The organism is Solibacillus sp. R5-41 (assembly GCF_002736105.1).
In the GTDB taxonomy this organism is placed as follows: domain Bacteria; phylum Bacillota; class Bacilli; order Bacillales_A; family Planococcaceae; genus Solibacillus.
In genome coordinates this window covers 4,270,140-4,283,411 of record NZ_CP024123.1, presented here as the reverse complement: position 1 = coordinate 4,283,411, position 13,272 = coordinate 4,270,140, and the positions used below count along the sequence as shown (strand labels likewise).

At 36.4% G+C, this 13,272-nt stretch carries 14 protein-coding genes; 13 read left to right on the top strand and 1 reads right to left on the bottom strand.

All coding sequences use genetic code 11. The features are described from left to right. The first annotated feature begins 534 nt into the window (after window positions 1–534). The 11 genes from rpmH to CSE16_RS21160 all read left to right on the top strand — a co-directional run bounded on the left by rpmH (window position 535) and on the right by CSE16_RS21160 (window position 11,465). Entirely contained in the window at window positions 535–669 is a 135-nt protein-coding gene (gene rpmH, locus CSE16_RS21210) for a 50S ribosomal protein L34 (protein WP_099425702.1), read from the top strand. A gap of 92 nt (window positions 670–761) precedes the next feature. Beyond that, on the top strand, window positions 762–1,103 hold the full coding sequence (rnpA, locus tag CSE16_RS21205) for a ribonuclease P protein component (RefSeq protein WP_099425701.1): 342 nt from the start codon (window positions 762–764) through the stop codon (window positions 1,101–1,103). 175 nt (window positions 1,104–1,278) lie between these two features. Beyond that, entirely contained in the window at window positions 1,279–2,046 is a 768-nt protein-coding gene (yidC, locus tag CSE16_RS21200; protein WP_099425700.1) for a membrane protein insertase YidC, read from the top strand. Beyond that, on the top strand, window positions 2,046–2,813 hold the full coding sequence (jag, locus tag CSE16_RS21195) for an RNA-binding cell elongation regulator Jag/EloR (RefSeq protein ID WP_099425699.1): 768 nt from the start codon (window positions 2,046–2,048) through the stop codon (window positions 2,811–2,813). Before yidC ends, jag begins: the two co-directional genes overlap by 1 nt. A 204-nt stretch (window positions 2,814–3,017) precedes the next feature. After that, window positions 3,018–4,403, top strand: a complete 1,386-nt coding sequence (mnmE, locus tag CSE16_RS21190; protein ID WP_099425698.1) for a tRNA uridine-5-carboxymethylaminomethyl(34) synthesis GTPase MnmE — start codon at window positions 3,018–3,020, stop codon at window positions 4,401–4,403. Window positions 4,404–4,434: 31 nt separating this feature from the next. Continuing rightward, the gene (gene mnmG / locus CSE16_RS21185; protein WP_099425697.1) at window positions 4,435–6,330 is read left to right on the top strand and encodes a tRNA uridine-5-carboxymethylaminomethyl(34) synthesis enzyme MnmG; all 1,896 of its coding nucleotides are present in this window, start codon (window positions 4,435–4,437) and stop codon (window positions 6,328–6,330) included. 353 nt (window positions 6,331–6,683) lie between these two features. Next, window positions 6,684–7,400 carry a 16S rRNA (guanine(527)-N(7))-methyltransferase RsmG gene (gene rsmG / locus CSE16_RS21180; RefSeq protein WP_099425696.1) on the top strand — a complete coding sequence of 239 codons (717 nt, stop codon included), beginning with the start codon at window positions 6,684–6,686 and terminating at the stop codon, window positions 7,398–7,400. Window positions 7,401–7,613: 213 nt separating this feature from the next. Then, entirely contained in the window at window positions 7,614–8,507 is an 894-nt protein-coding gene (noc, locus tag CSE16_RS21175) for a nucleoid occlusion protein (protein WP_099425695.1), read from the top strand. Between the two features lie 235 nt (window positions 8,508–8,742). Continuing rightward, entirely contained in the window at window positions 8,743–9,504 is a 762-nt protein-coding gene (locus tag CSE16_RS21170) for a ParA family protein (RefSeq protein ID WP_099425694.1), read from the top strand. Continuing rightward, on the top strand, window positions 9,497–10,342 hold the full coding sequence (locus CSE16_RS21165) for a ParB/RepB/Spo0J family partition protein (protein ID WP_099425693.1): 846 nt from the start codon (window positions 9,497–9,499) through the stop codon (window positions 10,340–10,342). Before CSE16_RS21170 ends, CSE16_RS21165 begins: the two co-directional genes overlap by 8 nt. Window positions 10,343–10,757: 415 nt before the next feature. Further along, the gene (locus CSE16_RS21160; RefSeq protein WP_099425692.1) at window positions 10,758–11,465 is read left to right on the top strand and encodes a DUF554 domain-containing protein; all 708 of its coding nucleotides are present in this window, start codon (window positions 10,758–10,760) and stop codon (window positions 11,463–11,465) included. Here the strand turns inward: CSE16_RS21160 and yyaC are convergent. Beyond that, window positions 11,382–12,014 (bottom strand): spore protease YyaC, encoded by a 633-nt coding sequence (gene yyaC, locus CSE16_RS21155; RefSeq protein ID WP_099425691.1) that lies wholly within the window; start codon window positions 12,012–12,014, stop codon window positions 11,382–11,384. The two genes, CSE16_RS21160 and yyaC, sit on opposite strands and share 84 nt — an antisense overlap. Before the next feature lie 115 nt (window positions 12,015–12,129). Between yyaC and CSE16_RS21150 the strand changes: the two genes are divergently transcribed. Then, a complete protein-coding gene (locus tag CSE16_RS21150; RefSeq protein WP_253896133.1) occupies window positions 12,130–13,020 on the top strand; it encodes a mechanosensitive ion channel family protein in 891 nt (296 codons plus the stop codon). A gap of 3 nt (window positions 13,021–13,023) precedes the next feature. Next, the gene (locus CSE16_RS21145) at window positions 13,024–13,224 is read left to right on the top strand and encodes a DUF951 domain-containing protein (protein WP_099425689.1); all 201 of its coding nucleotides are present in this window, start codon (window positions 13,024–13,026) and stop codon (window positions 13,222–13,224) included. Window positions 13,225–13,272 lie beyond the last annotated feature (48 nt).

The following is a 13,272-nucleotide window of genomic DNA, read 5'->3' as shown; positions in this document are numbered from 1 at the left end:
TATAGAATTTGTGAAAAAGTTGTAGATAAGGGGTGTGGATAAAAAAAGGGGACAAAATAATTATTCACAACTTACGGGGACAATTCCCAAAGAGTTGTGGATAACTTGAGGGAGGGGGAAACTAGCTTATTTTCCTTGAGTGTAGGCAAGTGTGAAAAGAAGATTAAGTTCTCGGTGGTCGTGAACGCAATTTGAAAGGAGTTTATTAGAGGACGTTAGTTTAACTTGCTTAAACGGATGTCGTAGATTTTTTTGGGGAGGCTTTTCGAGCATGCTCCAGGAAAACCTGGACAAGAAATAGCCGAGGTGTAATTGATGTTTGTTGCATTCAGGTGAAACGGCTATTTGAGCTACAATATGCATGCTTCAATTCAACATTTGGACGCAATGAGGTATAATGATAGAAGTACTCCATGAACAAAAATAAGAAAAAATTGAATAGCCATTGACAAATGGTTGAAATTATTTATATAATGTCATGGTCTGTATGTAGAAATAGATATAGTAACATTCGAATGCAGGAGGTGTATACAAATGAAACGTACGTACCAACCTAAAAAACGTAAGCACTCTAAAGTACACGGTTTCCGCGCTCGCATGAGCACAAAAAACGGCCGTAATGTTTTAGCAGCTCGTCGTCGTAAAGGAAGAAAAGTATTATCAGCATAAGTCCACTGAGCCACATCAGTGGTCTTTTTTTCTTTTATTTCCGATTGAAGCAAAAAAGAACCAATGATTAGATGGGACAGGTGAATGGATCAATGAATAAACGCCAACGTATTAAGAAAAATGAAGATTTTCAAAAGGTGTTTAGAAAAGGTAAGTCATTTGCGAATCGCCAATTTGTTGTTTATTGCTTAAAGGGTGAACAACAAGAGGTGTTTCGCATAGGCTTATCGGTAAGTAAAAAAGTTGGGAACGCGGTTACACGTGTTCGAGTAAAACGCTATCTTCGCCAAGCTTTTCTTGAATTAAAAGATGAAGTAAGAAAAGATATGGATTATGTTATTATCGCCAGAACGCAGGCGGCCACATTAAATTTTGATGAAACAAAAAAAAGTTTAGAACATGTATTAAAGGTTGCACGGGTTCTAAAAAAATAATATTGATAGAGAGAGTTATTTTCTAGCTGGCCTATATAAGGATGTCATTTACAGTGAGTCGTGATTAGTTTCACATGAAGCATTAAAATAATGGGTCAATTAGTAGTATAAAAACGGATTCACATGGTAAAATATTGTCATAAAATTGAATAGGTTTGCTTTAGGAGGAAGAAGATTGAAGAAAAATCTTTGGTTAATGCTATCACTTGTATCAGTAGTTTTACTTCTTTCAGGTTGTAGTGAATTTGATCAGCCAATCTCAGCTAAAAGTGAAGGTTTTTGGAATGAATTTATCGTTTGGCCACTCGTATCATTCATTAAGCTTTTTGCGGACATGTTTTCGAGCTACGCACTTGGGATTATTATTGTAACAATTATTATCCGATTAGTAATTTTACCGTTAACAATTAAGCAAATTAAGAGCTCTAAAAAAATGCAGGAAATTCAGCCGAAGCTAAAAGAGTTACAAGCAAAATATAGCTCTAAAGACGCGGCTACACAACAAAAGTATCAGCAAGAAATGATGCAATTAATGCAAACTTCTGGGGTTAACCCACTTGCTGGATGTTTACCAATCTTTGTTCAAATGCCAATCTTAATTGGTTTCTATCATGCAATTAGCCGTATGAATGCAACACCAGCATTTGAATTAGGCACATTTTTAACATTGCCTTTAGCAGAACCAAGTATATTATTAGCAATTATTGCGGGTCTTATCCAATATGTTGTATTAATGACGGGTCCTGCTGTTGATAATCCACAAATGAAAATCATGATGTATATCATGCCATTAATGATTATTGGTTTCGGTATAGTTTTACCAGCAGCCTTATCATTATATTGGGTGGTCGGAAATATTGTTTCTGTATTACAAAACCTTGCAATTTACAAACCTTGGAATAAAAATAAACCGGAAGCTGCCGATACAGGAGGAGCGAAATAGTGAAACAAACTACGCAAATAGGCGCAACATTAGAAAAAGCGATCTCATTGGCGTTACAAAAGCTTGGCCATTCACGTGAACAAGTTGATGTGGAAGTTTTACAAGAAGGTAAAAAAGGATTTTTAGGTTTTGGGGCACGTCCTGCTGAAGTACGTGTCACAGTAAAAGAAATAGTTCAATTAAAAGAGAATAAAGAAATCACCGAGCAGCCAGTCATTAGTGAAAATCTACAACAAACTGCTACGGAAATTTCTGAGGAAGAGCCAAATCATATAAATGGGGCACAACCAATTCACCATGAACTGCAAGCTGAGGTTGACCCAATTGAGGAAGCGAAGAAATACTTAATAAGTATTGCAGAACCAATGGGGATTACAGATTTATCAATCGAACATACGTCGGATGGTAAAAATGTTTTGTTTAAATTATCAAGTGAAAAAGCGGCTTTATTAATTGGTAAGCGTGGTTATACATTAAATGCGCTGCAGCAAATAACACAGCTGATGTTAAACAAAACAGCTAAATCTTTTATGATTTTACAAATTGATGTGGAAGATTATCGTGAACGTCGTCAAATAGCACTGGAACAATTAGCAGAGCGAATGGCAGACAAAGCAACGCATACGCGTAAGCCTGTCACATTTGAGCCAATGGCATCATACGAACGAAAAATTATTCATAATGCGTTAGCAAATCGCCTAGATATCGAAACATATTCAGAAGGCGTTGAACCGAATCGTTATTTAGTAATTGAACCGATTAAATAAGTTGCGGTCAAATTAGCTTATTCATACAGACAATAAAAACGGCCCATTCCACTGGAAAGGCCGTTTTTATATTTCACTTTAAAAAGAGGAATCAAATGACATTACTTTAGATTTTGCTTAAAATATGTTAGTCTAAATTGTTAGAGAGTACAGTTCGGTAGCAACTTATCCACATGTGGATAATGATGAATTAGGAGGATACAAATGGAATTCGATACGATTGCTGCGATATCCACACCAATGGGAGAAGGAGCTATTGCGATTGTTCGTTTAAGTGGCGATGAAGCAGTAGAAATTGCAGATAAATTATTTAAATCACCAAACGGGAAACGTTTAACAGAAGTACCGTCACATACGATTCATTATGGGCATTTAATTGATCCAAAAACTGATGAAATAGTAGAAGAAGTAATGCTATCATTAATGCGTGGTCCAAAAACATTTACGCGTGAGGATGTCGTTGAAATTAATTGTCACGGTGGAATTGTGTCAGTAAATCGCGTATTACAATTAGTATTACGTTCAGGCGCAAGATTAGCAGAACCAGGAGAGTTTACAAAACGTGCTTTTTTAAATGGGCGAATTGACTTATCACAAGCAGAGGCTGTAATGGACTTAATTCGTGCAAAAACAGATCGTGCAATGAATGTAGCACTTGGTCAAATGGACGGGAAATTATCAAGATTGATTACCTCTTTACGTCAAGCGTTACTAGAGACATTGGCACAGGTAGAGGTTAATATAGATTATCCAGAGTATGATGATGTAGAAGAAATGACGATTCCGGTCTTGTTAGAAAAATGTAGCTGGGTCCGAGAGGAAATCATTCAATTATTACAAACTTCATCTCAGGGAAAAATATTACGTGAAGGACTTTCTACAGTTATTTTAGGACGACCAAATGTAGGTAAATCCTCACTTTTAAATAGTTTAGTACAAGAAAATAAAGCGATTGTAACGGATATTGCAGGGACAACGCGTGATATTATAGAAGAATATGTAAATGTGCGTGGTGTACCATTACGCTTAGTAGATACAGCAGGAATTCGTGAAACAGAGGATATTGTAGAACGCATTGGTGTGGAGCGTTCACGTGAAGCGTTAAAAGACGCGGATTTAATTTTACTTGTTCTTAATTATGGGGAAGAATTATCAGTTGAAGATGAGCGTTTATTCGAAACAATTCAAGCGATGGATTTTATCGTCGTGGTGAATAAAACGGATATTGAGCGTAAAATCGATTTAAACCGTGTGCATGAATTAGCTGGCAAGCATCGTGTTGTAACGACGTCATTATTAAAAGAAGAGGGCGTTATCGAGCTTGAAGAAGCCATTGCTGCTTTATTTTTTGAAGGCCAGATTGAAGCAAATGACTTAACGTATGTTTCAAATGCGCGCCATATTGCATTACTTCACCAAGCGCAAGCAACAATTGAAGATGCATTAATGGCAGCTGAATCGGGTGTACCAGTAGATATGATTCAAATTGATGTAACACGTACATGGGAAATCCTTGGCGAAATTATTGGAGATACTGTGCAAGAAAGCTTAATTAATCAGCTATTTTCGCAATTCTGTTTAGGGAAATAAATTCTATTTGAGTAAAGAAAGGAAGAACAGCATGCCAACAAAATATGAGGCAGGCACATTTGATGTGATTGTTGTCGGAGCAGGACATGCCGGCGTCGAAGCAGCTTATGCAGCAGCAAGAATGGGTGCAAAAACACTCATGTTGACAATAAATTTAGATATGATTGCATTTATGCCATGTAATCCTTCAGTAGGTGGACCAGCAAAAGGAATCGTCGTGCGTGAAATTGACGCATTAGGTGGTTTAATGGGGAAAGTCATCGACAAAACCCATATCCAAATGCGTATGTTAAATACAGGTAAAGGACCTGCTGTACGTGCATTACGTGCACAAGCAGACAAATTCCAATACCAGCATGAAATGAAACGAGTATTAGAAGAAGAGCCAAACTTACAAATTCATCAAGCGATGGTCGATGAATTAATTATTGAAGAGGGCGAAGTTAAGGGGGTTATCACACAAATCGGTGCGATTTACCGAGCGGCAGCTGTTATTATTACATCCGGTACGTTTTTACGTGGTGAAATCATAATTGGTGATTTGAAATATTCATCAGGACCGAATAATCAGCAACCATCCATTAAGTTAGCAGATAACTTAAAAGAACTTGGCTTGGATTTAATTCGCTTTAAAACAGGTACGCCGCCTCGTGTGAATAACCGTACAATTGATTATTCAAAAACGGAAATTCAACCCGGTGATGATGTACCACGAGCGTTCAGCTTTGAAACAACAGAATTTATTATGGATCAGCTCCCTTGCTGGTTAACGTATACGAGTGAACAAACACATAAAGTAATTGAAGATAATTTACATTTATCACCAATGTTTTCTGGGATGATTAAAGGAACAGGTCCACGTTATTGTCCATCTATTGAAGATAAAGTAACACGCTTTAACGATAAACCACGTCACCAAATTTTCTTGGAGCCAGAAGGACGTAATACACGTGAAGTTTATGTACAAGGGCTTTCAACAAGCTTGCCAGAACATGTCCAAAAAAAATTAATTGCTAGTGTCCCTGGCTTAGAAAATGCAGAAATGATGCGTGCTGGTTATGCGATCGAGTATGATTCAGTCGTTCCAACTCAATTATGGCCAACACTTGAAACGAAAAAAATTAGCGGTTTATATACAGCGGGTCAAATTAACGGTACGTCAGGCTATGAAGAGGCAGCGGGTCAAGGATTATTAGCAGGAATGAACGCGGCAGCCAAAATTTTAGGACGTGCAGAAATTATTTTAAGCCGTTCAGACGCTTATATGGGTGTACTCATTGATGACTTAGTAACAAAAGGGACAAATGAACCGTATCGTTTATTAACATCACGTGCGGAATATCGTTTACTTTTACGTCATGATAATGCCGATTTACGATTAACAGAAATCGGCTATAAAGCAGGTTTAATCTCAGAGGATCGCCATGCAAAATTCCAACTAAAAAAACAACGAATTGAAGGAGAAATTACTCGCCTTCGTGAAGTCATTATTAAGCCAAATGAAACGACACAAGCCGTTATTCGATCAGTTGGTGGAACGGAATTAAAAGATGGAATCCGTGGAGCGGATTTACTAAAACGTACGGAAATGCATTATGAACATATCGCGACATTAATACCATCGGATGTAGCGCTATCTGAAGATGAGCAAGAGCAAATTGAGATTCAATTAAAGTATGAAGGCTATATTCAAAAAGCCATGCAGCAAGTAGAAAAAATGAAAAAATTAGAGAATAAGAAAATTCCCGAGAATATTGATTATGATGCCATCTCAGGAATCGCAACAGAAGCGCGTATGAAATTAAAAGATGTACGTCCATTATCTATAGCGCAAGCTTCTCGTATTTCGGGTGTAAACCCAGCAGATATTTCGATTTTACTTGTGTATATTGAGCAAGGTAAAATTGCTCGCATTAATACGATGTAACTCCTTTTAGCAGAAGTTACCCACCCATAGAGGTGGTAAGATGAATGCGGTTTTTTAAATTCCTACTTTTGCGGGTGTCCAATAATTCACCGAAAGAAGATGGGCCCCGGCGGATGTCACAGAATAGGTAAGGAGGACTGCGCAATGAAGGTCAGTTAGCTGTTGTCGAATGGATACGACAACAGCTAACATCCTGTGCAAGTAAAAAGCTAATTCTGGATGTAATTATGCCGGGGCATGATTGATTTATTAGAGTGTCCTTTAAGAAAAGCAATGATTAAATTGCTTAAATGACGTAGTGAAAAGCTTACTACGTCTTCTAAAGGCACTCCTTCATAAAGGAGACTGGCTATATGAACGAAAAACAATTTATCGAGGCGTTAAGAAGCAAAGGAATTGAATTAACACAACAACAAATTGCGCAGTTCAAAACATATTTTGAACTACTTGTTGAGTGGAATGAAAAAATGAATTTAACAGCGATTACGGACTTAGAAGGTGTTTATTTAAAGCATTTTTACGATTCAATTAGTGCATCTTTCTATTTTGATTTTACAAAAGTAACAACTGTATGTGACGTTGGGGCAGGTGCAGGCTTCCCAAGTATTCCAATTAAAATTTGCTTCCCCCATCTAGAAATTACCATTGTCGATTCATTAAATAAGCGCATTACGTTTTTAAACCATCTAACAGAACAATTACAATTACAAAATATGAACTTTGTCCATGCTCGTGCAGAAGAGTTTGGTCAAAACAGTCAGTATCGTGAGCAATTTGATGTGGTGACAGCACGCGCGGTGGCACGTCTATCAGTTTTATCAGAGTTATGTATTCCACTAGCAAAAGTGGGCGGCTATTTTGTTGCATTAAAGGCAGCAGCAGGAGCAGAAGAAATGAAAGATGCAGCAAAGGCAATCTCTACATTAGGCGCGAAAGCAAAAGAAGAGTTTGCTTTCCATTTACCGGTTGAAGAAAGTGAGCGTTCACTTTATATTTTTGATAAAGTAAAGACCACGCCTAAAAAATATCCACGTAAACCGGGTGTACCAAATAAAAGCCCAATCAAATAAAGGGGAATTTCAATGCGTTAAGAGAGTCCTAATCTGTTTGTGGTTAAAATCAATAACATAAATAATGAAATGTTTTCGTCTTTTGATGCATACATATTTATTTTTATGTTGTTATTCTAAAATTACCGTTCATTGGACACTGTACTTTTGCGAGTGAATCATAAATAATATTGAATATGAGCTAGATAGTTACTTAAAGGTGGTGCCACACGGATGAAGAGTACTTTTTCACGTTTTTTCGGAGGCGGAGTGAAGCAAGAACAAGAGCCAGAAGTAAAAAGTGAAGTAGAAGTAATAGAAAATGTATCTATGGCTTCAGAAGAAGTAGTTAAAATTCCAATAGAAAAAATCATTCCAAACCGTTATCAGCCTCGTACTGTTTTTGATGATGAGAGGATTGAAGAGTTAGCAAGAACCATACACACACATGGCGTAATTCAACCGATTGTAATTCGTCCAATAAGTGATCAACCAGGGAACTATGAGATTATTGCAGGAGAACGCCGTTACCGAGCGATGAAATCTCTACAATGGACAGACGTACCAGCCATTGTACGCAATTTAAACGATAGGGAGACCGCTTCTATTGCACTTATTGAAAACCTTCAACGTGAGGAATTAACTGCAATTGAAGAAGCACTTGCCTATCAGCAATTGTTGGAGATGCATTCACTTACACAAGAAGCACTTGCACAGCGTTTAGGGAAGGGACAATCTACGGTAGCGAATAAACTACGATTGTTAAAGCTTCCTCAATTTGTTCAAGATGCGATTTTAAACCGCGAAATTTCAGAACGACATGCACGAGCGTTAATTGCGATAAAGGATGAACAATTACAGTTACAACTAATTGCTGCAACGAAGGAATTTGAATGGAATGTAAGACAGCTAGAAGACCAAATCCAAAAGCTATTGCAGCCAGAAGAGCCTGAAGTAAAAAGGGAAAAACCAAAGCGAAAAGCAATTAGTAAAGATGTGCGAATTGCATTAAATACGATTAAACAATCATTATCTATGGTTAGTAAAAGTGGTATTAATGTGAAAACAGAAGAAGAAGATACAGAAGATTATTATCAAATTACTGTAAAAATCCCAAAAAAGAAATAAACAAAAGTCTCCTATGTAATCTTATATAGGGGATTTTTTAGAATTTAAATAAATAATTTAATATAAATTGGATTAAATTACAAAATAAATTAATTTCATGCAACGTTTTAGATGATTTTTTGTTAGAATTAAAGTAGATTAAACTTAATTTCAGAAAATACCAAAAATAATGATGAGTCTCGAAGTTTTAATTAATGATTCAACCTAAAACGAAGTGATGAAAGCAGGTGCGCATTTGGGACGTATAATTGCAATTGCCAATCAAAAGGGTGGCGTAGGGAAAACGACGACATCTGTAAATTTAAGTGCATGTTTAGCTTTTTTAGGAAAGAAAGTATTATTAATTGATATCGATCCCCAAGGCAATGCTTCTAGTGGACTTGGAGTTAGAAAAGGTGACTTAGAAAGTTGTATTTACGATGTTTTAATTAATGATGAGGACATCAAGGAAGTAATTCAACAAACAAAAATTGATAATTTATATGTTGTTCCTGCAACGATTTCGTTAGCTGGTGCTGAAATTGAATTGGTGTCGACCATTTCACGTGAAGTTCGATTAAAAAAGGCGTTACAAGAAGTGAAGGAACGTTTTGATTTTATCGTTATTGATTGTCCACCATCATTAGGGTTATTGACGATTAACGCCTTGACAGCCGCGGATGCTCTAATTATTCCTGTGCAATGTGAATATTATGCGCTAGAAGGATTAAGTCAGCTATTATCAACAGTTCGCCTTGTACAAAAGCATTTAAATAAAAGTTTGATGATTGATGGCGTCCTTTTAACAATGTTAGATGCACGTACGAATCTGGGTATTCAAGTAATCGATGAAGTAAAACGTTATTTTCAAGATAAGGTCTATCATTCGATTATTCCGCGTAATGTTCGATTAAGTGAAGCGCCGAGTCATGGAAAACCGATTATTCTTTATGATGCAAAATCGCGCGGTGCAGAATTATATTTAGAGTTTGCAAGGGAAGTGATTAAAAATGGTTAAAGGTTTGGGAAAAGGAATCGATGCATTATTTCGTGAAGAGTCTGTACATATGGAAGATCAAGTACAACAAATTGCCTTGACGAAAATTTTAGAAAACCCCTTCCAACCGCGTAAAATTTTTGATGAAACAGCCATTACAGAGCTGTCTGCATCAATTATTGAACATGGGATTATTCAACCGATTATCGTAAGAAAAAAAGGTAGAAAATATGAAATCGTTGTTGGTGAACGTCGCTTTAGAGCAGCTAAGCAAGCTGGTTTAGTTGAAATACCAGCGATTGTGAAGGACTTCGATGAGCAGCAAATGATGGAAGTCGCTATTTTAGAAAACTTACAGCGTGAAGATTTAACACCCATCGAAGAAGCAGATGCTTATAATAGTTTAATTAATCAATTGAATTTTACACAGGAAGATTTGGCAAAGCGATTAGGAAAAAGCCGCCCTCATATTGCCAACTTAATTCGCTTATTACAATTACCTGAGGAAATCCGTGAACTTGTAAATAGTGGACAACTATCAATGGGGCATGGACGTGCTTTATTAGGATTAAAAAATAAACGTCGTATTCCTGAAATTGCAAAAAAGGTTATAAAGGATCAATTAAACGTTCGCCAGCTTGAAAAGTTAATTCAAATATTAAATGACGACGTTTCACGTGAAACAGAAAAAGAAAAAAAGGATGTTCATGTCCAAGCAACTGAATCCCAGCTACGGGAATATTTCGGAACACAAGTACAAATTAAAAAGGTGAAAAATAAAGGTAAGATTGAAATTGAATTTTATTCAGATGATGACTTACATCGAATCTTAGAAATTTTAAAGTTAGAAGAGCAATGAGAAATTTATCCTATAAGTTAAAAACGGCATTTTGATTCAAAATCAAAATGCCGTTTATTTAAAGGAACGAGTCCTTTTTAGGTATTCGTCCCTTTTTTGTTCCCAATAAAAAGGGGGGACATCATCTAAAGTTTAATTCGCAAGAGTGTTAAAATCAGTGATATTAAATGAATAATAGATTTTAATTTGCTTCAGCAGAAATCCTCCGCTCCTATAAGTAAGGGGATGAATGTCAGGAATGCCCTTAATTCAGTGGGGTTTCAAACCCCGGCTGAATTAAGTTAAAGCCCCTGGCGTATGTTACAGATTTTTAAAGGAGTTTTTCGAGCATGCTTGAAAAAAATCTGGACGCAATTACGCCGAGGCGTAATGGATTGTTAAATATAAATAGACTTATGCAGAAAGAGGTAAAATTATGGTGTTATTGGGATCTTTATTGAATGCTTTATTTATCATTATTGGTGCATTACTTGGTCGCATGTTTAAAAATATCCCTGAGTCAATGAAGAAAGCCGTTATGTCGATTATTGGTCTTGCGGTGGCAGTACTAGGTATTCAAATGGGATTTGAGAGCGGTAACTTTATTATTGTTATTAGTAGTTTAGTTGTTGGAACGATGATTGGCGAGTGGTTAAACCTTGATAAACAGTTTAATCGATTTGGCCAATGGGTAGAATCGATTTTTGGGAAAAAAGCAGAACAAGGATCAATTGCAGAAGGTTTTGTGACGGCAACGCTTATTTTTGCAATTGGTTCAATGGCAATTATAGGTGCGCTAGATAGTGGTCTGAGAAACGATCATAATGTTTTGATTACAAAAGGAATTATTGATGGATTTACTTCGATTATTTTAGCATCTACGTTAGGAATTGGTGTGTTGCTTTCCGCTGTTCCTGTTTTTGTTTATCAAGGGTCAATTGCCCTGTTCGCTGGTGTCATTAGTACATATATTCCTCAAGAAGCACTTGATTTATTTATTAAGGAAATGACAGCAACGGGCGGAATTATGATATTAGCCATTGGTTTGAATGTCGCTGGTTTAACGAAAATCCGCGTAGCCAATTTGCTTCCGAGCATTGGTATGGTTACGATTTTGGTTGCCGTTGTTTTTATCTTTCAATAAATGACGTTGCCAAGCAAGCATGAGTGCACGAACGATTTTATCACCCATTGAATATGTTAGATGCAACCTTGTGTTTTGTAATACAGTTGCTTCCATAAAGCCTCCGACGTTGACAATTCCTTTCACCGAAATGTTACCGACTGGGGGCAATTGCTTTTTTACGGCCTTTCCAGGATAAAGTGGCCCTTGATGAAGCAGTATGGAACCAATAGCATCCGATTCACCTAAGCAAGCATCAATAGCGATTATAAATGGATTTTGAAACTCCATGTGCAACTGTTCTTGTTTTTCGATTAAATTTAAAGCATGTAACGGCTGCTCCAATGTGCCGACAATACGGAATGGGAAAGAAAAGGCACTATTTAATTGGCTACCAATAATCGGTCCAAGTGCATCACCCGTAGATCGGTCCGTACCAATACAACAAAAAACGAGCGCTTCGTGATCAAATGGGATAAGCTTTAAGAAGGCGTCACTTAGATCCCAAACGGCACTTGTTTGTTCATAATGAACAGAATAATTTTGTGGAATAAAATCATAATTTTTCATATTGCATAAACTCACTTTCTTATTTTATAGTTGATAACTCGAGAAATCACATAATATACGATATATTTATGCAGTATATTCAATTTGAAAGACTGTTATACAAGAGGTGGAAAATTTGGAAAAAGAAATAAGTTTAGTAAAAGACGATTTAAAAGGAATAGCACGTTATACATCGGAGTTTTTGGACTATATAACGAGTCAAAAGTTTTGGGATTTAATTATTACAGCGTCATTTAAAATATTGGCGATTCTAATTATTTCTTATTTAGCTGTGTTTATTGGGAAAAAAATGATCACACGTATCTTCTTAATTCGGGTACACACTAATGAGCGCCGTCAACTGACCATTGTAAAGTTAATGCAAAGTGTATTAAGTTATTTAGTCTATTTCTCTGCCATTATGGGGATTTTATCGGTAATTAATATTGATGTTGCCGGGTTACTAGCAGGGGCTGGGATTGCGTCTGTTGCCATTGCATTTGGTGCACAAAGCTTAGTGAAAGATATCATAACGGGATTCTTTATTATTTTGGAGGAACAGTTTAGTGTAGGGGATTATGTAAGAATTAACGCTGCTGAAGGAACTGTAATGGAAATTGGCCTTCGTACAACGAAAATAAAAGGAATTACTGGGGAACAATTTATTATTCCAAATGGTACGATTAATGATGTGACGAACTTTTCGATTAATAATTCGAAAGCGATGATTGATATGCAAGTTGCATTAGAGGCGGATATTGAAAAAGTTCAAAAAGTAATTCAAACTTATTTAGATACATTGCCAAAACAATATGAGGAGCTTGTAAGTACACCATTATTTATTGGGGTGATAAATACAACAAGTACAGAGGCAATGATTCGCATATCATTAGAAACTTTGCCGTTACAGCAGTATGCAATTTCACGTATTATTCGTAAAGATGTAATCGATATTTTAACGAAAAATGGCATACCACTTGCGGTGCCAAAGATGATGTTCTACGAAAAAGGTCAAGGGGGAGAATAAGTAATGGAAGCAAAGCAATATCTATTAAATGACATTGTTGAAATGAAAAAACAACATCCTTGTGGTACAAATGAATGGAAAATTATTCGCTTAGGTGCCGATATTCGCATTAAATGTGAAGGTTGCGGACATAGTGTAATGATTCCGCGTCGGGAGTTTGACAAGAAATTAAAAAAAGTACTTCGTTCAACAAATACACAATAAATTGTAAAATAGACTTTTGTACGAGGAATCAATATAATAGACAAGGTT